This is a genomic window from Streptomyces sp. NPDC088157 (assembly GCF_044741545.1).
Classification (GTDB): domain Bacteria; phylum Actinomycetota; class Actinomycetes; order Streptomycetales; family Streptomycetaceae; genus Streptomyces.
Genome location: NZ_JBIUSU010000004.1, coordinates 179,583 through 201,841 on the forward strand (window position 1 = coordinate 179,583; position 22,259 = coordinate 201,841).

Consider the following 22,259-nt stretch of genomic DNA (forward strand, 5'->3'; position numbering starts at 1 on the left):
CACTCGGTGCGCCGGCGGCCCTGCGGCTGGCCGCATCGCTTGTGCGGGGGTTACGGCGCCGTCACCAGGCCGGACAGAGGCTGCGCGGGAACGTGGATGGGGCCGACGCCGTGTGAAAGAGGCAGGCCCGTGCCGCGGTTGGTGTGGGCGATGATCTCCGACGTGATGGAGATCGCTGTCTCCTCGGGAGTAAGGGCTCCGATGTCCAGGCCGATCGGTGAGTGCAGACGCGCCAGTTGGTCCTGGGAGACGCCGGCTTCCCTGAGCAGGTCGACCCGGTGCTCGTGGGTGCGTCGCGAGCCCATGGCGCCGACATAGGCGACGGGAAGAGTCAGCGCCAGACTCAGCAAAGGGACGTCGAACCTGGCGTCGTGGGTGAGGACGCAGACGGCGGTGCGGGCGTCGGTCTCGGTCGCCGCGAGGTAACGGTGGGGCCAGTCGGTGACGACCTCGTCGGCGTGCGGGAAGCGGGCGGGGGTGGCGAAGACCGGGCGGGCGTCGCAGACGGTCACCCGGTAGCCGAGGAAGCTCCCCGCCCGGCTGAGGGCGGCGGCGAAGTCGACGGCGCCGAAGATCAGCATGCGAGGGCGGGACGCGTGCACGTGGACGAGGACGGTGAGCTTGCGCGGGCAGGTGCCGTCGTCCGGGTTCTCGGATTCTCTCTCACTGCCGCCGACCTCGATCGAGGCGGTACGACCCGCCCGCAGGAGCGCACGCGCATGCGCCACGACCGCCTGGTCCTCGCTCTCGACCCCAAGAGTGCCGTCGTGGGTGCCCTCGGCGGGGATGTGGAGCATACGGCCGACGAGTTCACCGGGACCGTCGACGACGTGGGCGACGGCCGACGGACGCCCCGCGGTCACGGCATCGAGGGCGGCGGCGAGATGGGGTAGTGCGCCCGGCTCCACGCGCTGTACCAGGACGCCGATCTCTCCGCCGCAGGTCAGGCCGGCGGCGAAGGCATCCGAGTCGGAGTACCCGAAGGAAACGCGTGCGGGGGCGGCGTGGTCTGCCAGCACTTGGCGGGCCAGTTCGTACACCGCAGCTTCGACGCAGCCGCCGGAGACGCCACCGACCGCGTTGCCGTCGGCGTCCACCGCCAGTGCTGTGCCGACCGGCAGAGGTGCGCTGCCTCTGACGTCGATGACGGTGGCGAGGGCGAACGGCCGACCCTCGTGGCACCAGTCGTGCAGGGTGTCCGTGATGTTCAGCATGGGGGGCTTTCCGTGAGGTGTGGGTTGACGGGCCGTCGCCGCGCCCTAGGGGAGGAAACCGCGACGACGGCCCTGGTACCCGGGTAGCCGCGTGTTGTGGGGTACACCGGCCGCCCGGGGGGCTCAGAGCAGTGCTTCCGCGGTGATGGGCAGTTCGCGGATGCGGCGGCCGGTGGCGTTGAACACCGCGTTGGCGATGGCGGGCGCCACTCCGACGATGACGACCTCACCGAGTCCCTTGACGCCGATGGGGTCGGCTTCGTAGTCCTCCCCGTCGATGAAGATCGCCTTCAGGTCGTGGATGTCGGCGTGGCTCGGCACGAGGTAGTCGGCGAAGTTCGCGTTGACGATCCGGCCGTCGCGGTGATCGGTGACCGTGTGCTCAAGGAGGGCCTGACCGATCCCGCCGGTCATGGCCCCGATGGCCTGGCTGTCGGCGAGCCTCGGGTTGACGATGCGGGCGGCGTCGTAGACGCCGAGCATGCGCCGGACCCGGACCAGGCCGAGGCGGGCGTCGACGGCCACCTCGGCGAAGATCGCGGAGTAGGCGTAGAGAGAGAACCTCTCGGGTTCCGGCGCCCCGGCGTACGAACCGAGCACTTCGAGATGGGTCCGGTCGTTGCGGGCCAGGAGCCGCTGGTAGGTCTCCCCGCGTGCGGGGTCGTCCTTCACGTACAGCCGGCCGCCTCGTACGACGATGTCGGCGGCGTCGACGCCGTGCAGCGGTGATCCCTCGTCATTGACCGCGAGCGTGATCGCCTGCCTGCGCAGCTTGTCGCAGCCGTCCTGGACGGCGGATCCGACACTGGCCATGGTCTGCGAACCGGCGTGGACGGGGGCCGGAGGCAGGAGGGAGTCACCGAGCCGGAAGGTCACCTGACGCATCGTCAGGCCGAGGGCGTCGGCGGCGACCTGGCTCATGGACGTGGCCGTGCCGGGGCCCATGTCGCTGGTCGAGGACTGCACCAGGGCGGTGCCGTCGGCGTCGAGCCTGACCGAGGCCTGGGCCTCGCTGCGCGCGGTGTCGTAGACACCGGCCGCCATACCCATGCCGATGAGCCAGTCACCGTCACGCGTCGAGCGGGGCTTGGGGTTGCGCCGGTGCCAGCCGAACTCACGGGCGCCCGTGCGGTAGCACTCGCGCAGGCGGCGGGTGGAGAACGGCAGGCTGCTGGACTCGTCGTCGGCCGGTTCGTTGCGCAGGCGCAGCTCGATCGGGTCCACGCCCAGTTCGTGGGCGAGTTCGTCCATGGCCGACTCGACGGGGTAGGTGCCGCTGGCGTAGCCGGGGCCACGCATGAACCACGGCGTGCTCACGTCCAGCGGGACATGGTCGTACGCCTGGCGGACGTTGGGCGTGCTGTAGAGCATCCGGCCCGGGACCAGAACGCTCTCGCTGTACGTCTCGTAGCGGGAGGACTCGGCGCGGACGTCGTGCGCCGACGCTGTCAGACGGCCGCCTCGGTCGGCACCCAGTCGCAGTCCGTACTCGTATGCGGGCCGGAATCCCACGGTGAAGTACATCTGCCTGCGGGTGAGGACGAGTTTCACGGGGCGTTTCACTTCGCGTGCGGCCATGGCCGCGATGACGGAGTGCACCCAGGTGCGGGCGGCGTTGCCGAAGGCTCCGCCGACGAACGGCGAGATGACGCGGATGTTGCCCGGAGGGATGCCGAACTCGCCGGACAGGGTGAACACGGCGCCCTGCACGTACTGGGTCTTCTCCCAGACGGTCAGCCGGTCGCCGTCCCAGTGGGCGACGATGCCGGCCGGTTCCATCGGGTTGTGGTGGTTGCGGGCCGTCCGGTACGCGCTCTCGAGCCGGACGGGGGCGGAGTCCAGGGCCCGGTCGGCGTCGCCGCGTGCATAGGTCTGGGTTTCTCCGTCGGCGTCGCCGACGCTCAGGTCGGTCGAGGAGGTCTCGGCGGCGTAGGAGACCTTCACCAGGCTCGCGGCGTGCTGTGCGACCTCCAGCGTGGTCGCCACCGCGACCGCGACGGGCTGTCCGAAGAACTGGACCCGGTCGTCCTGGAAGGCGCGCAGCGGCTTGCCCGGCGGGAACCGCCCTTCGACGGGCGGCAGTTTGGGCGCGTTGAGGTGGCTGATCACCTTCAGGACGCCGGGCTGGGCTTCGGCGGCGCGGGTGTCGACGCCCGTGATCCGGCCGCGGCCGATGCTGCTTTCCACGATGACCGCGTGCACGACCCCGTCGGGATTGTTGTCGGCGGCGTACTTCGCTCCCCCGGTCACCCTCAGCCGTGCGTCGACCCGGGGCAGCCCCGCACCGACTGCTGCCTGCGGCTGGCTCATTTGATGCCTCCAACGGTGCGCAGCTGGCGCTCGACGGTGCGTTTGAGCAGCTCGGCCTTGAAGCCGTTGTGCGTGAGGGGGCGGGCCCCGTCGGCCGCGTGCTCGGCGGCCTGTGCCCACAGCCGGTCGGAGGGGCGTTCGCCGATGAGGTGGGCCTCGACGGCAGGCAGCTTCCACGGCACGGTACCCACACCGCCGGCGGCGACCTTCGCCTCGCGGATGATGCCGCTGCGGATGTGCAGCGCGACCGCGGCCGAGGTGAGCGCGAACTCGTAGGACTGGCGGTCGCGCACTTTCAGGTAGCCGGACTTCAGTGGGCGCGGAAGGGCGGGGATCTCCACCGCGGTAATCAACTCGCCTTTGCGCAGGGCCTGTTCGCGGTTCGGGGTGCTGCCGGGCCGCAGCAGGAAGTCGGCGAACGCAATACGCCGTTCCCCGTCCGGGCCCAGCACGTGCACCGTCGCCTCCAGTGCCGCGAAGGCCACGGCGACGTCGGAGGGATGGGTGGCCACGCAGGCGTCGGAGGTACCGAGGATCGCATGGCTGCGGTTGTAGCCGTGCAGCGCGGCGCACCCGGAGCCGGGTTCACGCTTGTTGCAGGCGGCGGTCACGTCCCGGAAGTACGTGCACCGGGTGCGCTGCATGATGTTGCCGCCGATCGTCGCCATGTTCCGCAGCTGGGCCGACGCGCTCAGCTCCAGCGCCTCGGAGATGACGGGATACAGGACACGCACTTTCGAGTGGGCGGCGGCCTCGGCCATGCGGACCAGGGCGCCGATGCGCAGCCCGCCGCGCTCGGTGACGGTGACCTCGCGCAGCGGCAGGGTGCTGATGTCGACCAGCACGCCGGGACGCTCTACGGTCTCCCGCATCAGGTCGACGAGCGTGGTGCCGCCGGCGATGTAACGCCCGCCACGCCAACCGGCGCTGAGGGCCTCACGCATGTCCGCGGCCTTGGTGTAGGTGAAGGGATGCATGGGGATCAACCCTTCCGGCGGGCCGCGGTCTGCTCGACCGCGCGCTCGATCTTCACGTAGCAGCCGCAGCGGCAGAGGTTGCCGCTCATCCACTCCCGGATCTCCGCCCTGGAGCCGGTGTGGCCCTCCTGGATGCACCCGACGCCCGACATGATCTGGCCCGACGTGCAGAAGCCGCACTGGAAGGCGTCCTGGTCGATGAACGCCTGCTGCAGCGGGTGAAGTTGGTCGCCCTTCGCCAGGCCCTCGATCGTGGTGACCGCGGCGCCCTCCAGGCGCACCGCGAGCGTCAGACAGGAGTTGACCCGCCGTCCGTCGACCAGGACCGTACAGGCGCCGCAGGCACCGGCATTGCAGCCCTTCTTCGAGCCGGTCAGGTCGAGATGCTCACGCAGGAGGTCCAGCAGCGAGGTTCGGTTGTCGATCGTGACGGTGCGCCGAACACCGTTGACCGTCAACGAAACGCTGCTGTCGGGCGGCTCCTCGGCGCCCACCGCTTCCTCGGCGGCGAGCGCGGGCGGCCCCGCGACCAGGCCGCCCACCACAGCGACTCCTCCTGCGGCGGTGGTCGTGGCGATGAAGGTACGCCGGGTGGGCGTGGACGGAGGCTCGACGGGGGAAGTCTCTGCTTCCGCGGGATGTTCGGTGGACATGTCCACTCTCCCTCGATGGGGTGCGGGTATTTGGCAGGGGCGTATTGGTGGCCGAGGCGTCCGCGGAGGGGTGCCATGCCCGTTGCTCAACCAGGCCGCCGTCCCCTCGGGACGGGAGGAGAGGAGTGGCTGCCGCCGGACGGTGGGACGGATTCGGGGCCCAGGTTCGCGCCGAGCGCGGCGCGCTGGTCCTCCTGACCCGGGAGACACGGCACCGCCCCCGCGCGCCCGGCGAGACAGGCGGAGCGGCGAGGAACCGCCGACTCGGGCGCGGCATTCCGGCAGTCGGACGTCACCGGAGGTCGGACGCTGCGCCGCAGCTGCGCTCAGCGCACCCAGATCGATGGCCAGGTCGTTCCGCGGGCCCGCAGGCAGGACCACCGGATGGAGGTCGCAGCCGACGACCGAGGGCGGAACACAGGCGGCACCGCTGACCGACCAGTCACCGGCGATCAAGGCCAGGGTTGGGGACACAGGCCAAGCATTAACCTTCTGATCCACATCAAACAAGCGTGATTGTATCAACCACCTTAATATCTCTACATGCACTTAGCCTGGACAAGCGCGTTGAGGATGCCCATGATCGCCAGCGACTCGCCCGCCGCGACGGACACGTCGACACCGGCCAGGGCGCGGGTCAGACCGTAGGACTTCTTCAGACCGGCGCCCACCAGGACGGGGTGGGCGGCGGTCGTGCGGTACGAGTTCATCGGGTGGCCTCGACGGTGACGAGGGCGCACAGGACGAGGCACAGCCCGGCGAACGTCGCCAGGGCCAGTTGGAGAACGGTGAGGATCTGCATGCCGTCGACGATCCCGCCGGACGCCCGCTCTCGTCCTCGGCCGCCAGACCGGTCCGAGGTGGCCGACATCGGCCTGCGGGCCGACCCGCTGCCCGGCCGTACATCCGTACTCTTTGCGGCGTGGAACTCGATACTCCGCTCTCCCCGGCCGTCCGGCGCGCCCTCATGGTCTCCCTCTGCGGAGGCCTGGCCCTGGTGTGGCTGTTCGACCCAGTGCGGCAGTCAGGACGGCGGCCATCACTGCCGTCCTGCGGAACTGGCCAATGACGGTACTCATATACATCTCCTTGAGTGCTCAATGTTTGGTGAGACAGCTTCAGAATTGCGTTCGTATGTGGCCTCCATTCATTCCTTTACTGAGCTCCGGTTGTTGCGACCTTCACGTCAAACCCCCTGCGCTACGGGGTGACGGTCAGGACAGTTGTGCCGACGGTGTCCGGGCCGTCGCCGTAGCCGACCAGGCCCAGATAGACGCCGCCGGGCGGGAGGTTCCGCCAGGAGACGGTGGTCGGGACGGTGTCGCCCCGGGAGACCGGGTGCGCGGCTGGAGTGACAGTGGCCGGGTGGTCGGGGGAGCCCGGGCCGGTCAGCCAGGTGTGGAGGGTGTACGTCTGGCTGGTGACGCCCGGCGGCAGGGCGTACTGGATGACGTACACCGTGTACGTGCCCGGCTCGAGGTCGGCATGCTCGTCGTTGCCGCCGCCCGGCCTGGTGAGCAGGTGGCCGTCCTTGTCCAGCACCCACAGGTCCAGGTCACTGCCGGCGAGATGTTCGGCGGACAGGATCGCGACGCGGGCCAGGCGGGCGCCCTCGGGAACGGTGAACTCGGCCTTGGCCACGGAGGGCGACAGGCGCGACGGGTCGAAGTCGGTGTTCACGCCGGTCAGGGTGCCGCTCTTGACCGTGCCCGCGTACAGGCCCTGCACGGTGGCGGTGAGGGTGCCGTCGAAGCCGACCTTCGGGGTGAAAGCGACCGAGCCGGTGGCGCCCTTGCCTCGCCTCGGCCGGAATGTCGACCGGCGAGGCCCGCAGGGCGACGGCGCTGTGCACCCGGTGGGCCTTGTCGCTCCAACTCACCGATCCGTACGACCACTTCCCGCAGGCAGCGTCGGTGCGGGTGAAGGCGACCTGGTAGGTGGCCGAGCCGCCGGGCGGGACGACCAGCCTCTTCGGCGAGACCTGGGCCTCATAGCCGGGCGGCGTCTGCAGCGTCGCGGTGTAGACGCCGGTGGCGGCGGAGACGTTGGTGACGGTGCGGGTCACGGTCTGCTTCCCCGCGAGGTCACCCACCGAGATCGTCGGGGAGTTGAGGTCGCTCGGGTCGATCTTCCGGGCGGTGTCGCAGGCGTCGCCGCCGTCGACGGTCACTGGGGGCTGGCCCAGGGCGCACAGGTACGCCGTCCAGTCGGCGGAGGTGGAGTCGTAGACCAGGCCCGGGTCGTCGGCCGGGTTCGGGGCGACGTGCCCGGCGCCGTAGTCGAGCGGGGTGGCCGCGGCGCCGGAGCGCTGGATCGGCTTGCGCGCGCTGTCCTTGGTGGTGGCGGTGGTCATCAGGGCCGACTTGACCTCCATGGGAGACCAGTCCGTCGCTGACGGAGTAGGCGTAGTCGGCGACCACCACCCGGCAGGAAAAGCTCGTTCTTCCCGCGGGCCGCGAGGGAAGTGATGGGCGGGGGTATAGGGAGTTGCGTGCAGCCGGTAGTGCACGCGGCCGTCGGTCCATGCCGTGGTCACCGTGACGATGCCGTTGTCGGTCTTGCCGTACCGGCCCACCCGCTACCGGCCCACATGTGCGGTCGCGGTGCCGTCCTTGCGGTCCCCGGAGTCGTCGATCACGATGACCCCGCCGTCGTGCGGAGCGGTCGCCGGTTCCTTGCGTAGCAGGTCAAGCAGCCGGTCGTTGATCTGCTGGGCCTGTTCTTTGGCCTAGTGGTTGTTGGTTGGTCCGACAGGCCTATACCGCCGTCAACCGTGTGCCTGCTTCCTCCCTGGGCCATCGCGGATGGGCAGTCAGGATCGGTGGAGGACGTTTGCCGCGAGCACGGACTCGATGCGGACAGCGCCGTCCGCGCTGCTCTCGACCTCACCGACTGAGCCCCAAATGCCTGCTTGTTATCAAGCGCTTGACATCAATCATTAGGTTGATAATCTAGTACTTGCCAAGGCCCTCGAGCCATCGCTGAAGTCATTCACGTCGGCGCGCACCTGCTGTCACATGGCGGCCCTTCATCGCGCCGAACACAGCGTCCGTCACCTGCCCATCACCCTCGGGGTGCTGCTGGGGTCCAGGCGGTCGTAAGAAAGTGGGAGAGACCGTGACCAACAACACTCCAACGATCACGCGTGACGGAGTCATCGGACAGGACGGGAGCGAGGTGGTCACCGTCGATCAGGCCACCGGGGCAGAGTTCGCCCGGTACCCCGTGGCCGGCAAGGAAGAGGCCGCCGCGGCTGTCGCTGCCGCCCGCTCATCCACCGGGCCCTGGTGGGACCTCGGATTCGAGGGCCGCGCGGAGCGACTGCGCGCATGGCGGCGGGAGATAGCCGTAGGCGGCGAGGAGGGGACTGCCCTCATCCACGCCGAGAACGGCAAGCCCCTCGATGAGGCCCGCGTGGAGGTGCTCGGGCCGGTTCCCCTGCCCACGCAGATCCCGATCATCCGGGAGCACATCCAGGACGCTCTCGATCGCGGCGCGACAGCCACTGTCGGTGGCATCGAGGCGGTGGGGGAGCGCTATGTCACTCCCACCATCCTCGTCGGCGTGAGCCCCGACGCCCTGGCGGTGACGGAGGAGACGTTCGGGCCCACGCTGGCCGTCGTCAAGGTCACCGACACGGAGGAGGCCATCGCCCACATCAACGGCGGCCGGTACGGACTGGGCAGCGCGGTCTTCAGCCGCGACCGCGGCGAAGCCATTGCCCGTCAGCTCCGCGTCGGAATGACCAGCATCAACGATGCCCTGGTGTTCTCCATCAACCCCGCCGTGCCCTTCGGCGGTCGCGGCGACAGCGGTTACGGGCGCAAGCAAGGAGATGAAGGACTCCGGGAGTTCGCCTACCCGCACTCCTTCACCGCCAAGACCGGCCCCGCCCAGTTCTCGGCCACCACCTTCGGCAGGCCCGCGGGCGCGATGGCGGGTGCCCTCGCCGGCGTGCGCAACAGGATCCTGGCCGAGGGTAGCGAGAAGACAGACCCGACCAGCTGACCAACTGACGGGCAGAGGCGAATGGTTCGGGCCGAGCCCGGTCTGGCATCCACCCCGTCACGCGACCGGTCATTGACCGGCCTGGCACCAGTCCGAGACAGCGCAGCACCTCGGACCCGGTCGCCGTGCGAGGCCCGCCGATGGTGTGAGCCGACCACAACCAGCCGAGGCCGTGCCCGCCGACACGGCCCGATGGCGGCGGCTCGGAGGGCCGTCGGACCACCGGGAGAAAACGACGCGCACCTTCGCGGAGCGCGACAGCGATTGGTACCTCCCGACAACCACCGCGCCAACATCGAGGGAGAACGGACATGTCCAACGAACGTCCCGGCCAAGGCGTGACTCCACCCGCCGGGCCCCCGACCCCAGCGACCCGGCGGAGATTCATCGCCGCGGCCGCGGCTGCCGGAGGAGTAGCTGTGGTCGGCGGTCTGGTGGCGGGACAACCCGCGTTCGCTGCCGAGGCGGTGCCCGGCAGCGGTGTCTCCGCGACGGTCGGCGGCTTGAAGGACCATCGGAACGCCAAGAAGGAGAAGAAGATGCGCATTGTGGCTGTGGAAGAGGCGTTCTCCGTTCCTGGAGCCATCCGGCAGGAGGCAGCGATCCGTCAGCGCATGGACGTGCCGGACGCGATCAAGCAGGAGTGGTTCAGGCGTCTGGACGACATGAGCGAGCTGCGGCTGGCGGACATGGACGCCAACGGGGTCGACATGCAGGTCCTCTCGTATTCCACGCCGGGTCTGGAAGTGATCGAGGATCCGGCGGAGGCCGTGGCCGTGGCGCGGCGGGTCAATGACTATCTGGCCAAGGCGGTCGCCGGTCATCCGAACCGGTTCGCGGGCTTTGCGGCCCTTCCGTTGCAGGATCCGAAGGCCGCGGTCGTGGAGCTGCGCCGGGCGGTTGAGGAGCTTGGGTTCAAGGGCGTGCTGTACAACGACCATGTGCGGGGGCACTACCTGGACGAGCCGCAGTTCAGGCCGGTATGGGCCGAGCTGGAGCGCCTCGGCGTGACGCTGTATCTGCATCCGGCCGTTATCCCGGCTGACAACTGGCGTGTCTTTGACGGGTATCCCGTGCTGGTCGGGCCGTCCTGGGGCTGGACCGCGACGACGGGTGCCCATGCGCTCCGGCTGATCTACGGCGGCGTGTTCGACGAGTTCCCGGGCGCCTCGGTGACATTGGGGCACATGGGCGAGCTGCTGCCGTTCCAGATGGCCCGGCTCGACAGCCGCTACCCCCAAGTGCCCGTTGAGCAGCGGGTGCAGCACCTGCCCTCGTACTACCTGCGCAACAACGTGTACGTCACCACCAGCGGAGTCATGTCCCATGCCGCGCTGCTGGGAGCCGTCCATGCGGTCGGTGTCGACCGGGTGCTGTTCTCCATCGACTACCCGTTCGAGTCCAGCGCCGAGGCGGTGGCGTTCCTGCGTTCCGCACCGTATGCGCCGGCCGACCTCGCGCGCATCGCGCACGGCAACGCCGAACGCCTTCTGGGACTGTGAACGACCGACAGTCCGCCGCGTGGTCCCGATTCCCTTCACCCGCGGTGCGACCTGAGGAGCCACGATGCCAAAAGCAGTGCGATTCGCCGAGTACGGTGAGACCGTCGTCGTCTCCGGCGCCGCAGGTGGCGTGGGTTCTCTCGTCGTCCAACTCGCGCGGCACGCCGGAGCCACCGTCATCGGTCTGGCGAGCGAGCCCCGCCATGCATGGCTTGCCCGGCACGGAGCGATCCCGTGGGCCTACGGCGAGGATGTCGGCGGGCGAATCCGGGCGGCGGCCGGCGGCCCGATCGACGCCTTCATCGACACCTTCGGCGCTCCCTACGTCGAACTGGCCCTGGAACTCGGTGTGTCCGGTGAACGGATCAACACGATCATCGACTTTCCCGGCGCGGCGAAGCACGGCACCAAGGCGGAGGGCAGCGCGGCAGCGGCAAGTGCCGACGTTCTGAGGGACCTCGCCACGCTGATCGCCGACGGGGATCTGGAGATCCCCATCGCAGGCGTCTACCGGCTCGACGAAGTCCGCGATGCCTTCCGCGAACTGGAGCGCCGACACACGAATGGCAAGATCGTTCTCAGGCCCTGACGGGCCGTCATCGACCGGCTGCCACCGCATCCTGCGAGCGAGCCGTCAAACCAAGCACACCTCTGAACGGAGCCAGGCCGTGGCCAAGTCGTCACAACCCGAGATCCGCACCCGGTGGTCGTCCAAGGACGCCGCCGATCAGTTCACCGTCGACAACCCCGCGACCGGCGCGCCACTGGCCGTCGTGCACGGCGCCGGCGACAAGGAAGTCGACCAGGCCGTACAGGCGGCCTACGACGCGCACTTCTCCTGGAAGGCCCGCACCGCCCGCGAGCGCGGCAGTTGGCTGCGCAAGATCGCTCAGGCGGTGCGCGAGCACGCCGACGAGATCGCTGCCCTGGAGTGCAGCGACAACGGCAAACCACTGACCCAGGCGCGCAACGGGGACGTGAACGCGGCGATCGGGATCTTCGAGTTCTTCGCGAGCCTGTGCGACTCCATGCCCGGCCAGGTCAACGACGGCGGAAGTCTGCTGGACATCACGGTGCTCGAACCCTACGGGGTCATCGCCGCGATCGTGCCGTTCAACTGGCCGCCGATCCACACCGCGAGCAAGCTGGCCCCGGCGCTGGCCGTCGGCAACGCGGTGGTGATCAAGCCGCCGGAGCAGGCTCCGCTCTCATCCATGCGCATGGTGGAGATCATCCAGTCCGTGCTGCCCGACGATGTGGTCCACATCATTCCCGGCACCGGCTCGATCGGGTCCCGGCTCGCCGGCCACCCGCTCGTCGGCAAGATCTCGTTCACCGGGTCGCCCACCACAGGCGTCTCAGTCATCAAGACCGCTGCCGACAACCTGACCCCGACCCTGATGGAGCTCGGTGGCAAGGACCCGTTCATCATCTTCGAGGACGCGGATCTCGACCTGGCGCTGCCGTGGGCGATCGAGGGCGGCCTCTACAACCAGGGCGAGGCCTGCACATCGGCGTCCCGCGTCCTGGTACACGCCGATATCTACGACGAGGTCGCGCGCCGCTACGGCAACGCGGTGAAGCGGCTGCGCGTCGGCAACGGCGTCCATCCCGGCACGCACATCGGACCGATGGTGTCCGCCGCCCAGCGCAAGCGGGTGCTGGACTACATCGACATAGGCGTCCAGGAGGGTGCCACCATCGCGGCGCAGGCTCCGCTCCCCGACGACCCGGAGCTGGCGGGCGGCTTCTACGTCGCGCCGACGCTGTTCACCGGCGTTCGCCCGGACATGCGCATCGCGCAGGAGGAGATCTTCGGCCCGGTCATCTCGATGATCCCGTTCCACGACGAGGACGAGGCCATCAGGATCGCCAACGGCACCGACTTCGGCCTGGTCGCCGCGGTGTTCACGCCGGACTCCGAACGCGCACTGCGGGTCAGCCGCGCGCTGCGCACCGGGTTCGTCTTCGTGAACAACTACAACCGGAATTTCACGGGCACGCCGTTCGGCGGAGTCGGCGCGAGCGGCTACGGCCGGGAAACCGCGGCGGAAACCCTGCGCGAGTACGGCTACAGCAAGAGCATCCGCCTGGTCTCCGGGAGGGGCGAGATGCCACGCTGGGCGCCGGCCCTCGAAGTCACCGGACGAGCCCAGTGAACAAGCTGCTCGGTTCGAACTGGTCCGGATGCCAGGGGATGCCCTACGAGCAAGCACTCGACACGCGGCTCTTCCAACTGAGGGGCCTGGAAGATCCCGGACACGGCCCGCTGGCCAGACACAAGATCAACTAACTTCGCAACAGCCCTGCTCGGGCGTTGTGGCCGCGCAGTCTGCCCGTTTGGCCAGGCAGAACCGTCAGAAATGACGGCCGGGCGTGGGGCCGTCCCGCCCCAGAATGAAGGTGCTGCCCATGGGCGGCCTCCTCGGCGGCGTACGCGTGCATGACGGGAAACCAGATGCATGACGGCCGCAGGCAGGTGCCCGCCAACCGTCGACGCCGTGGGAAGCGGCACTTCTGCACCTCTGCCGGCTTCAGTTCGACGGCGTCAGCGTGGGATGCGAAGCGAACAGATGTGAATGAGTGCCGCGTTCGGATCGGAATGCTCCGGTAGGCGGGGCTGCCCAGAGTCATGGAGTTGAGCGCGGTCGTCGACGGCTGTGCTGACGGAAGGACAGGAAGCATGACGTTGGTCAATGGGTGGGTGGATGTTCACGCGCACTTCTTGCCGCCGCTCACCGAAGAGCAGCGGCTCAAGCAGTGGGAAGGCCTGCGCGCGATGCGGTTCCTGGCGACACAGCCGTATTCCTGGAGTCCGGAGTCCGCCTTGGACCACATGGACCGGACCGGTACCGCCATGCAGCTGCTCAGTAACATCCACACCCCCTCGCTGCAGGCATTGCGTGATTCCAACGACTACGGAGCGAAGGTCGTCGCGGACCATCCGACCAGGTTCGGGTTGTTGACAGCACTTCCCACCGACGATCCTGAGGCGGCGCTGGCCGAGATCGAACGGGCCCAATCGGACCTGCACGCTGACGGATACGCGGTCAGCGCCCGGTACAACGGGGTGTTTCTCGGTGACGAGCGGCTGGAACCGGTGTGGGCCGAGCTGAACCGCCGTCGTGCCGTTGTCTTCGCCCACCCGAATACGATCGCGCCGGCGCAACTCGGCCTCCCCGCCGCCTTGATGGACGTGGCGTTCGAGACCGCCCGGAGCGTTGTCGACATGCTCTACGCCGGGGTGTTCCGCCGTTACCCGGACCTGACTGTGATCCTTGCCCATGCCGGTGGAGCGCTGCCCGCGATGTCCGGACGGCTGGGGCAGTTGGGGGCGGAGCCCTGGGTGCCCAACTCGCAGAACATCACCCGGGAGGAGATCCGCGAGCATCTGGCCAGGCTGTACCTGGACACCGGCAACGCGGGAGCCGACGCCAGTCTCGCGCCGGCGCTCGCCATGGTCCCGCGTGAACACCTGGTCTACGGCTCCGACAGCGGCGCGCCGTGCAATACGGACGAGACGTTGACGGCCAATATCCGGGCGCTCCGTGACTCCCGCGTGCTGGTCGAAGGGGAGGCCGACCAACTCGGCCATCGTGGCTGGGACCTGTTCCCGACTGCCGGCCGCCGCGCCGGCAGAAGCTGAACCGCTGGTTCAGCCGCCTGCCGCCAGAAACGGGGAGCGGCCCCGCTGCGTCCTGGGCAGGAGAAAACCCGCCCGGGTCGCTGCCGTCCCCGCACCGACTCCGGCTGACAGGACTTGGCCTCCCAGCCCGCCCAACGGGTGAGTGGGGCGGTTCGACACCTCGGACTCCTGGTGCACGGTCGGAAAGGTCAAGGCCAAGACCAGCACCCTCACCGGTGCTTTCGCTCTTTCCGGCCTCACGCGTGCCCAGGACGGATGCTGAACGGTGCAGGCGGCCGTGAGAAAGTAGGAAAGTCCATGATCAACAACACTCCTCGTCAGCACGTTGTGGGGCCGTACAGGCTGGGCCCCATGAGCGATGAATTCCGCCTCGGAGGCGACCTGGTCGTCAACCGGCTCGGCTTCGGTGCCATGCGCCTGCCGTCCAGGGAGGGCATGGGTGGGTCGGCTCGTGACCCCGAGACCGGCCGTGCCGTACTTCGCCGTGCCGTCGAACTGGGTGTCAACCACATCGACACCGCGGACTTCTACGTCAGCGCCGGCGGTGCGGTGCGCGCGAACACCCTGATCCGCGAGGCCCTCCACCCTTACGCGTCCGACCTGGTCATCGCCACCAAGGTGGGCCCCATCCGCCGCCCCGATGGCTTCCGCCGGGCCGCCACCCCGGCCGACATACGCGGCTTGGTGGAGGCCAACCTCGATGGCCTGGGCGTGGACCGCCTCGATCTGGTCTACCTGCGCATCGGTCGGATGGAACCCCCGCACGGCGAGTCGCTCGCCGAGCGCTTCGAGGCGCTCGCCGCGCTGCGGGAGGAGGGACTGATCCGTCACCTCGGCCTCAGCAACGTCGACGCCGCCCATCTCGCGGAGGCCCGCGCGATCGCCCCGGTCGTGGCGGTGCAGAACCAGTTCCACGCCGCCAAGCGTGACGACGTGGAGTTGCTGGCCGCCTGTGAGGAGGCCGACATCGCGTTCGTGCCCTTCTTCCCGATGGGCGGCGGCCGGGGACTCGACGACGTGCGACTGATCAGGGTCGCGTCCCGGCACGGCGCCGCCGTGTCGCAGATCGGCCTGGCCTGGCTGCTGACCTCCTCGCCGGTGACCCTGGCCATACCTGGCACGGGCTCCCTCTCGCACCTGGAGGACAACATGGCCGTCGCCGGGATCACCCTCAGCGAAGAAGACCTCGCCGACCTCTCCTGACATCCGAGGACTGTCGAAACGCCTCAGGGACAACCGCCACCAGCGTCGTTGTCATGACGGGCGCGATCGCAGGGAGCCGCACCAGGCCGTGGTCATCGTCTTCTTCGTCATCGCCCAGCGGTGCGTGACGGTGTGTCAGCTACGCCTGGTCGAGCGCGGAACGAGTGGGCCCAGTACGCCCCCCGTGCCGGGGCGCCAGGTGCGGCGTCGGCGCTCGCGCTCCGCGGTGGCCGGATGCCTGCTGCGACCACCGCGGAACCGGTGAACACGGGAATCACCGCAGGTAGTGGCGTAGTACCGCAGTACCACGTGCCCCTCGGTTTTCAGCCTCCTGGTACCACCGGGTCGGAGTGCTTCGGCACTTAGCGTTGCCGGTGCGGCGTCGAAGTGACGGACGCCGGAGCCCGAGAGAAAGAAAGCGCATGATCGATGCACGGCAGTTGACCAAGAGGTACGGCGACAAGACGGCCGTCGACGGGCTGGACTTCGTCGTGAAGCCGGGCACGGTGACCGGCTTCCTGGGGCCCAACGGCGCGGGCAAGTCCACGACCATGCGCATGATCGTCGGCCTCGACGCACCCACGAGTGGCTCCGTCACCGTGAACGGCCACCCCTACGCCCGCCACCAGGCCCCGCTCCAGGAGGTCGGCGCGCTCCTGGAGGCGAAGTCGATCCACCCGGGCCGCTCGGCGTACAACCACCTCAAAGCCCTCGCGCTGACTCATGGCATTCCGGGCCGCCGGGTCGACGAGGTGATCGACCTCGCCGGACTGGGCAGCGTGGCGAAGAAGCGGGCCGGTGCCTTCTCCCTCGGCATGGGGCAGCGGCTGGGCATCGCGGCGGCGCTGCTGGGCGATCCGCAGACGGTGATGCTGGACGAGCCGGTCAACGGGCTGGACCCGGAGGGTGTGCTCTGGATCCGCAACCTGCTCAAGGGGCTCGCCGACGAGGGCCGGACGGTGTTCGTGTCCTCGCACCTGATGAGCGAGATGGCCCTGGTGGCGGACCACCTCATCATCGTGGGACGTGGCCGGCTGCTGGCCGACACCACCGTCGCGGACCTGATCCGCGAGGCGGGCGGCGACACGGTGAAGGTGGCGACCGAGGACCCGGCGCGGCTGCGGGACGTGCTGGCCGGGCCGGGCGTCGACATCACGGGGCAGGTCGGCTCCGAGGAGCTCCAGGTGACGGGGCTGACCGCTCGCGAGATCGGGCTGAAGGCCGCCGAGCACGGAATCGCGCTGTTCGAGCTGAGCGCGCGAACCGTGTCGCTGGAGGAGGCGTTCATGGACCTGACCAGGGATGCCGTGGAGTACCACGGCTCCACGACCGGGATCGAGACCTTCGAGGCCGCCGGGAGGCCCGCATGAGCACCCTCACCGCAACCGCCGAGGAACCCCGTACGACCCCCGCCCGCCCCGTCTACCGGGTGACCGGACGGCGCGTACTCGCCTCCGAATGGGCCAAGCTGTGGTCCCTGCGCTCGACCTGGATCACCCTGGGCCTGGGCCTGCTCTTCCTTGTCGCCTTCGGCCTCATCGCCGCGAGCCGCTACAAGTCGGGAATCGACTCCGGCAACATGGACTCGGACTTCGCCAATTCGACGACCGTGAGCCTGTCCCTGTTCGGTACGAACTTCGCCCAGCTGGCCCTGGGCGTGCTCGGCGTGCTGGTCACGGCGGGCGAGTACTCCACCGGCATGATCCGCTCGACACTCGCGGCGGTGCCCCGCCGGCTGCCCGTGCTGTGGTCCAAGGCGGCCGTGTTCGGACTGGTCGCGCTGGTGGTGGGGACGCTGGGTGCGTTCGTCACCTTCCTGATCGGGAGCGGCATCGTCTCGGGCACGCCCGCGGCCATGAGCTTCTCCCACGCGGGCGTCCTGCGCAGCCTGCTCGGCGCGGGGCTCTACCTCGGCCTGGTCGGGGTGATCGGCGCCGCCCTGGGCGCGCTGCTGCGGTCGGTGGCCGGCGGCATCTCTGTCCTGGTGGCCAGCCTGATGCTGATCCCCGGACTGATCTCCCTGCTGCCCAGCTCCTGGCAGGACGACATCAGCCCCTACCTGCCGTCCAACGCAGGTGAGTCGATGTTCGCCCTGACCCACGACTCCACGGCCCTGTCGCCGGGCGCCGGACTGCTGGTCCTCCTGTGCTGGACGGCGCTGGCACTGGGCGGCGCGGCGTACCGGCTCGTACGCAGTGACGTCTGACGCCCGCACCACGGACAGGTGACGTCTGTGACCACCGATGACATCAGCGGGATGGGACCGCTGGTCGCCCGAATGTCCCGGGGCGGCCAGCGGCTGCGGCAGGCCGACCGGACCCATCCATGGGTCCTGGACACCGCGGTCGTCGTCCTGCTCTTCCTGATGTTCTGCCTGCCCGACCTGATCCACGGCGGTGTGGACGACGGCGACAGCCCGCCCCGTTTCCGGGTCGCCTTCACCCACCTGCCCATCGCGGGGATGCTGGCCCTGCAGGCCGGACTGACACTGCCCCTGCTGTGGCGGCGGCGCACGCCCGCGGTGGCGTTCGGCGTCATCGCCGCGGTGTTCGTCCTGCAGTGGTCCCTGGGCGCCGCGATGCGTGCGGACATCGCCCTCTTCGTCGCCCTGTACAGCCTGGCCCTGCACGGGCGGCTGCGACAGCTGCCGTGGGCCTGTGCGGCCATGGCGGGTGCGATGGTACTGGTCGCCGTACAGGTGTCCGCGGTTGTGTCCGTAGGGGATGCGCTGTTCTTCCTGCTGAGCACGGCGACCGCGGCCCTCGCGCTCGGCATGATGGTCCGGATCCGCCGGGCCCAGCTCGCCGGACTGCGCGAGAGGGCCGCCCGGCTGGAGATCGAGCGCGACCAGCGCAGCAGGCTGGCCACGGCCACCGAACGCACCCGGGTCGCCCGCGAGATGCACGACATCGTCGGCCACAACCTGTCCGTCATCATCACGCTCGCCGACGCCGGCGCCTACGCCACGGACATCGCACCCGCACGAGGCAAGGAGGCCCTGCAGCTCATCGGCGACACCGGACGCCAGGCCCTCGGCGAGCTGCGGCGCGTGCTCGGCGTACTGCGCGAGGCCGGGGGAGGCCCACCGGGCGGGCCCGATCTCAGCCCACAGCCCGGCCTCGCGGACATCGACGCACTGTGCGCCAAGGTGCGCTCCGCCGGACTGGAGGTCGTCTACCGCACCTCCGGCGACGTGGACGCCCTGGACAGCGGGGTGCAGCTGACGGTGTACCGCATCGTCCAGGAAGCCCTCACCAACACCTTGAAGCACGCCGACACCGACACCCGGGTACACCTGGCGATCCTCGTCGAGGACAGCCGGCTGACCATCCGGGTCCAGGACACCGGCCCGGCCACGTCACCCGGACCGCCGAACGAGGAAGGACATGGCCTGGTGGGCATGCGAGAAAGAGCCGCTCTGTACGGCGGCACCGTCAGCGCGGGACCGGCGGTTGGCGGAGGATGGAGCATCGAGGCCGTCCTCGACCTCACACCCGGAAGCGGCGGTGACCGATGACCACCGTGCTCATCGTGGACGACCAGCAGCTGCAACGCTACGGCTTCCACCTGCTCCTGGACTCCGTCCCCGAGACCGACGTCGTCGGTGAGGCCGCCCATGGCGCCGAAGCGGTCCGCAAGACGGCAGAACTGCGACCGGACGTCGTCCTGATGGACGTCCGCATGCCCGGCATGGACGGCATCGAGGCCACCCGCCGCATCGTCGCCGAGGGCGGCCGTTCACGCGTCCTCGTGCTCACCACCTTCGACCTCGACGAATACGTCCACGCCGCCCTCCGCGCCGGCGCCAGCGGCTTCCTCCTCAAGGACGCCCGCCCCGAAGAACTCCTTGCCGGGATCCGCGCGGTCGCCGTCGGCGACGCCGTCATCGCGCCCGCTCTCACCCGCCGCCTCCTTGACGAGTTCGCCCAGTACGTCCCCTCCCACAGAACTGACCCCGCCGAGGACCCGAGGCTCACCTCGCTGACCGACCGTGAACGCGAGATCCTCGTGGCCGTCGGCAAGGGCTGGACCAACGGGGAGATCGCCGCGCGGTTCGTTGTGTCCGAGTCCACGGTCAAGACGCATGTCGGCCGGGTCCTGGCCAAGATCGGTGCCCGTGACCGCATCCAGGCCGTGATCTTCGCCTACGACCACGGCCTCGCCCGGCCCTCTGTGGAGTGAACCGACGGGCGGCGGCCTTGAGGAGCGCCGTTGGCCCGGGAACTGAGCGCCGATTGTAAGGTGCCTTTTGTTGTGCCACCGGCGACCGCAGGGCCTCGCCGGGGCCCGGTGGGCACAGCACTCCTTCTCCTGGGCAGGGGGCGGTCTGCCGGGTGTCTAGACTCACGTGAGATGTGGTGAACTCATGGGAGGAGTCGGGATGCCGCGGAACCGCCAGCAGATTCCCCGGGAGGAGCGCACGGGTGATCTGCTAGCCGCGGCCACCGAGCTCTTTCTGGCGAAGGGCTACGACAAGACGACGATGGCCGACATCAGTGCCGCCGCCGGTGTGGCCCGGGGCAACGTCTACTGGTACTTCGATTCCAAGGACCACATCTTCGCCGCCGTCATGAACCGCATGCTCAGTCGCGAGATCCGCATCCTGAACGAGGAACAGGCCGGTGCCGACCCACTGAGCCGCCTGGTGCGCGGGCTGTCCGACATGCGCTATTCCCGGCCGCTGCACCAGGCCATGCACGACCGGCTTCCTCATTCGGAGGCGGTCCGGGAGGCCCACAACACCTTCCTGAACTGGATCGTCGGACTGATCGACGAGCTCATGGCCGAGCGCGGCCTCGACGACGCCCCTGGCGTCGATGCCGCGCTCGTCCGCGATGTCGCGGTCGCCGTGTTCGAAGGGGTGCACGTGCCCAACGACTGGAACAGGCCGGCCCACGAGATGATCCGTTTTTTGATGGAGTCCGTCCTGGCCAAGAGTTCGGGGGCCAAGGGGCGGAAGCGCTGAGCGCGGTGCCTCAGACGAGGTGAGTCCCGACCCCCGCTGATGCCGTCTGCCTTGCACCGACCGCTTTGGCGTCCCGGGGCGTGAGGGTCGCCCCGCGGAGCATGTCGAGCACGGCTACGGGATCCGCGGGAGCCTGCGGACCCCGCCAGCCGACGTGGCCGTCCGGGCGGACGAGGACGAGTGGCCGCTCGTACAGCTCCGCGGTGGCCGGGTCGGCGAGGCGCAGCACCGTCAACGGCACACCACACCCGCGCGCGGCCTCCACCAGAGGCATCGGGTCCGCGGAACCCGAGACCACGAGCGTGAACCCGCGCCCGAAGTGGTCGAGCACCGAACTGCCGTCGGGCAGCCAGACATGCGGTGCGCGGCAGCCGGGCCACGTCGACGGAACGTACTCGTCCGGCTCGTCGGGCGGCTCAGGACTGCCGTCCGGCACGCAGATCGGGGACCCGCTGTAGCGGTAACCGAGCTGGACGCCCGTACAGCGGAACTCCTTGGCCCGGGACCGGCGGATCTCCTCGCCCACCTCACGTCGCAGCCGTTCGCCTTCCGCGTCCACGCGGTCGAGCGCGGGATCGGGGACGAGCTGCGCGTCGGCCCTCCAGTTGCTGGAGGCTTCGGTGACGTTGCGGACGGCGATCGGCCGCCGCTCCTGCTCGTAGCTGTCCAGGAGGGCCGGGCCTCCCCATCCCTGGAGTGTCGCGGCGAGCTTCCAGCCGAGGTCCACGGCGTCACCGATCCCGGTGTTGGCGCCGAAGCCCCCCTTGGGCCACAGCAGATGCGCCGCGTCGCCCGCGAGGAACACCCGCCCCTCACGGTAGGTGCGGGCCACGACACAGTGTCCGCTCCAGGGCTGCGCAGCGAGGATCTCCACATCGATCGGCGCACCGACGGCCTCGCGTATCCAGGCGACCGCGTCATCGGGGTCGGGCTCCTTGTCCAGGTAGACCGAGAGCCGCCATTCGTCCACGCCGTTGACGACCGTGATGTACGGCCTGCGCGCCGACGACAGGGTGTGGATCTGCACCGCGGGGCCGCCCAGCCGCTCCCGCAGCAGGTCCAGTAGCTGTGGCGCACGGAAGTGCACAGCGAAGTTGTGACCCTGGGCGAACATGCCCTCGAACTCGATGCCGAGCGCCCGACGGATGCCGCTGCGGCCTCCGTCGCAGGCCACCAGGTACGTGCCGGCCAGTGTCTCGGTGGCGCCGCTCGCCACGTCGCGCACCACTGCCAGGACACCCTCGGAGTCCTGCTCCATCGTCTCCAGGCGGGTGCCGTACCTGATCTCGACTCCCGGCAGTTCACTGGCCGTGCGTGCGAGCAACGGCACGAAGGAGAACTTGGACAGGAACGCGGGACCCTCCGGCGTCAGCGGGGTGTACACGCCCGCAGACCGATTGGTGACCCCGTAGTCGAAGTCGGTGAGGACTTGCCCCGTGGCGGAGGTGGCGAACACCGTTCGGTGCGGGTAGTCCGGGGGCGGTGCGGACTCCGTGCGTGCCTCTTCCGCGCAACCCCAGCGGCGCAGGTGTTCCATGGTGCGCGAAAAGATCGCCTCGCCTGCGGGAAAGGGCACGTGGCCGTCGCCCTGATCGATCACCGTGACCGGTATGCCACGCCATCCCAACTCGGTCGCGAGGGCGAGGCCTACAGGCCCTGCTCCCACGACCAGGACGCGCCGGGATGCGGCTCTCTCGTGCTGGTCGGACATTGAAGATCTGCCTTCCTGAGCGAGGGTCGGACCGTTCATGGTCCCATCTCTTGAACCGGGGTCAGAGTT

Annotated in this window: 19 protein-coding genes and 2 pseudogenes; 13 read left to right on the plus strand and 8 right to left on the minus strand. The window is 69.4% G+C overall.

Annotated features, from left to right (window positions below; genetic code table 11):
- Positions 1-50 precede the first annotated feature (50 nt).
- The 6 genes from ACIPFH_RS16705 to ACIPFH_RS16730 form a co-directional block, all read right to left on the minus strand.
- Complete coding sequence (locus ACIPFH_RS16705) at positions 51-1,214, minus strand: XdhC family protein (protein ID WP_401827211.1); 1,164 nt, start codon at positions 1,212-1,214, stop codon at positions 51-53.
- A gap of 123 nt (positions 1,215-1,337) precedes the next feature.
- The gene (locus ACIPFH_RS16710; protein ID WP_401827213.1) at positions 1,338-3,524 is read right to left on the minus strand and encodes a xanthine dehydrogenase family protein molybdopterin-binding subunit; all 2,187 of its coding nucleotides are present in this window, start codon (positions 3,522-3,524) and stop codon (positions 1,338-1,340) included.
- Entirely contained in the window at positions 3,521-4,501 is a 981-nt protein-coding gene (locus ACIPFH_RS16715) for an FAD binding domain-containing protein (protein WP_401827214.1), read from the minus strand. Before ACIPFH_RS16715 ends, ACIPFH_RS16710 begins: the two co-directional genes overlap by 4 nt.
- A gap of 5 nt (positions 4,502-4,506) precedes the next feature.
- Positions 4,507-5,154: a (2Fe-2S)-binding protein gene (locus tag ACIPFH_RS16720; RefSeq protein WP_401827216.1), complete on the minus strand. Its 648-nt coding sequence runs from the start codon at positions 5,152-5,154 to the stop codon at positions 4,507-4,509.
- Between the two features lie 539 nt (positions 5,155-5,693).
- Positions 5,694-5,864, minus strand: a complete 171-nt coding sequence (locus ACIPFH_RS16725) for a hypothetical protein (protein WP_401827217.1) — start codon at positions 5,862-5,864, stop codon at positions 5,694-5,696.
- A 490-nt stretch (positions 5,865-6,354) separates the two neighbouring features.
- Positions 6,355-6,882, minus strand: a complete 528-nt coding sequence (locus tag ACIPFH_RS16730) for a hypothetical protein (protein ID WP_401828087.1) — start codon at positions 6,880-6,882, stop codon at positions 6,355-6,357.
- 83 nt (positions 6,883-6,965) lie between these two features.
- Between ACIPFH_RS16730 and ACIPFH_RS16735 the strand changes: the two genes are divergently transcribed.
- Positions 6,966-7,091 carry a hypothetical protein gene (locus ACIPFH_RS16735; RefSeq protein WP_401828088.1) on the plus strand — a complete coding sequence of 42 codons (126 nt, stop codon included), beginning with the start codon at positions 6,966-6,968 and terminating at the stop codon, positions 7,089-7,091.
- Here ACIPFH_RS16735 and ACIPFH_RS16740 read toward each other — a convergent pair.
- Positions 7,049-7,528 (minus strand): annotated as a pseudogene (locus ACIPFH_RS16740) (peptidase); the annotation flags it as partial. The gene ACIPFH_RS16735 and the pseudogene ACIPFH_RS16740 overlap by 43 nt on opposite strands.
- A 743-nt stretch (positions 7,529-8,271) precedes the next feature.
- On the opposite strand from ACIPFH_RS16740, the gene ACIPFH_RS16745 reads away from it, so the two are divergent.
- The 12 genes and pseudogenes from ACIPFH_RS16745 (at position 8,272) to ACIPFH_RS16800 (ending at position 20,479) form a co-directional block, all read left to right on the plus strand.
- Entirely contained in the window at positions 8,272-9,162 is an 891-nt protein-coding gene (locus ACIPFH_RS16745) for an aldehyde dehydrogenase family protein (protein ID WP_401827219.1), read from the plus strand.
- Between the two features lie 419 nt (positions 9,163-9,581).
- Positions 9,582-10,664, plus strand: a complete 1,083-nt coding sequence (locus tag ACIPFH_RS16750) for an amidohydrolase family protein (protein ID WP_401827220.1) — start codon at positions 9,582-9,584, stop codon at positions 10,662-10,664.
- Between the two features lie 130 nt (positions 10,665-10,794).
- Positions 10,795-11,253, plus strand: a complete 459-nt coding sequence (locus ACIPFH_RS16755) for a zinc-binding dehydrogenase (protein WP_401827222.1) — start codon at positions 10,795-10,797, stop codon at positions 11,251-11,253.
- A 79-nt stretch (positions 11,254-11,332) separates the two neighbouring features.
- Entirely contained in the window at positions 11,333-12,823 is a 1,491-nt protein-coding gene (locus ACIPFH_RS16760; protein ID WP_401827224.1) for an aldehyde dehydrogenase family protein, read from the plus strand.
- 524 nt (positions 12,824-13,347) lie between these two features.
- The gene (locus ACIPFH_RS16765; protein WP_401827226.1) at positions 13,348-14,310 is read left to right on the plus strand and encodes an amidohydrolase family protein; all 963 of its coding nucleotides are present in this window, start codon (positions 13,348-13,350) and stop codon (positions 14,308-14,310) included.
- Positions 14,311-14,455: 145 nt separating this feature from the next.
- Positions 14,456-14,566, plus strand: a pseudogene (locus tag ACIPFH_RS16770) (D-alanyl-D-alanine carboxypeptidase); the annotation flags it as partial.
- Positions 14,567-14,661: 95 nt separating this feature from the next.
- Complete coding sequence (locus ACIPFH_RS16775; RefSeq protein ID WP_401827228.1) at positions 14,662-15,513, plus strand: aldo/keto reductase; 852 nt, start codon at positions 14,662-14,664, stop codon at positions 15,511-15,513.
- 422 nt (positions 15,514-15,935) lie between these two features.
- Positions 15,936-16,883 (plus strand): ATP-binding cassette domain-containing protein, encoded by a 948-nt coding sequence (locus ACIPFH_RS16780; RefSeq protein WP_401827230.1) that lies wholly within the window; start codon positions 15,936-15,938, stop codon positions 16,881-16,883.
- Positions 16,880-17,719: an ABC transporter permease gene (locus ACIPFH_RS16785; protein WP_401827231.1), complete on the plus strand. Its 840-nt coding sequence runs from the start codon at positions 16,880-16,882 to the stop codon at positions 17,717-17,719. Before ACIPFH_RS16780 ends, ACIPFH_RS16785 begins: the two co-directional genes overlap by 4 nt.
- Positions 17,720-17,746: 27 nt before the next feature.
- Positions 17,747-19,030, plus strand: coding sequence for a sensor histidine kinase (locus ACIPFH_RS16790; RefSeq protein WP_401827232.1), 1,284 nt, complete (start codon positions 17,747-17,749; stop codon positions 19,028-19,030).
- Complete coding sequence (locus ACIPFH_RS16795) at positions 19,027-19,695, plus strand: response regulator (protein ID WP_401827234.1); 669 nt, start codon at positions 19,027-19,029, stop codon at positions 19,693-19,695. Before ACIPFH_RS16790 ends, ACIPFH_RS16795 begins: the two co-directional genes overlap by 4 nt.
- Before the next feature lie 199 nt (positions 19,696-19,894).
- Positions 19,895-20,479 (plus strand): TetR/AcrR family transcriptional regulator, encoded by a 585-nt coding sequence (locus ACIPFH_RS16800; RefSeq protein ID WP_401827235.1) that lies wholly within the window; start codon positions 19,895-19,897, stop codon positions 20,477-20,479.
- A gap of 10 nt (positions 20,480-20,489) precedes the next feature.
- Here ACIPFH_RS16800 and ACIPFH_RS16805 read toward each other — a convergent pair whose 3' ends face one another.
- Positions 20,490-22,190 (minus strand): FAD-dependent monooxygenase, encoded by a 1,701-nt coding sequence (locus ACIPFH_RS16805; RefSeq protein ID WP_401827236.1) that lies wholly within the window; start codon positions 22,188-22,190, stop codon positions 20,490-20,492.
- Positions 22,191-22,259: the final 69 nt, after the last annotated feature.

Bases quoted from the DNA above. Each gene is read 5' to 3' on its own strand.
- ACIPFH_RS16795 (WP_401827234.1), top strand. From the start codon at position 19,027: ATGACCACCGTGCTCATCGTGGACGACCAGCAGCTGCAACGCTACGGC.
- ACIPFH_RS16765 (WP_401827226.1), top strand. From the start codon at position 13,348: ATGACGTTGGTCAATGGGTGGGTGGATGTTCACGCGCACTTCTTGCCG.
- ACIPFH_RS16715 (WP_401827214.1), bottom strand. From the start codon at position 4,501: ATGCATCCCTTCACCTACACCAAGGCCGCGGACATGCGTGAGGCCCTC.
- ACIPFH_RS16780 (WP_401827230.1), top strand. From the start codon at position 15,936: ATGATCGATGCACGGCAGTTGACCAAGAGGTACGGCGACAAGACGGCC.
- ACIPFH_RS16725 (WP_401827217.1), bottom strand. From the start codon at position 5,864: ATGAACTCGTACCGCACGACCGCCGCCCACCCCGTCCTGGTGGGCGCC.
- ACIPFH_RS16720 (WP_401827216.1), bottom strand. From the start codon at position 5,154: ATGTCCACCGAACATCCCGCGGAAGCAGAGACTTCCCCCGTCGAGCCT.
- ACIPFH_RS16805 (WP_401827236.1), bottom strand. From the start codon at position 22,190: ATGTCCGACCAGCACGAGAGAGCCGCATCCCGGCGCGTCCTGGTCGTG.
- ACIPFH_RS16735 (WP_401828088.1), top strand. From the start codon at position 6,966: ATGTCGACCGGCGAGGCCCGCAGGGCGACGGCGCTGTGCACCCGGTGG.
- ACIPFH_RS16800 (WP_401827235.1), top strand. From the start codon at position 19,895: ATGCCGCGGAACCGCCAGCAGATTCCCCGGGAGGAGCGCACGGGTGAT.
- ACIPFH_RS16705 (WP_401827211.1), bottom strand. From the start codon at position 1,214: ATGCTGAACATCACGGACACCCTGCACGACTGGTGCCACGAGGGTCGG.
- ACIPFH_RS16775 (WP_401827228.1), top strand. From the start codon at position 14,662: ATGAGCGATGAATTCCGCCTCGGAGGCGACCTGGTCGTCAACCGGCTC.
- ACIPFH_RS16710 (WP_401827213.1), bottom strand. From the start codon at position 3,524: ATGAGCCAGCCGCAGGCAGCAGTCGGTGCGGGGCTGCCCCGGGTCGAC.
- ACIPFH_RS16785 (WP_401827231.1), top strand. From the start codon at position 16,880: ATGAGCACCCTCACCGCAACCGCCGAGGAACCCCGTACGACCCCCGCC.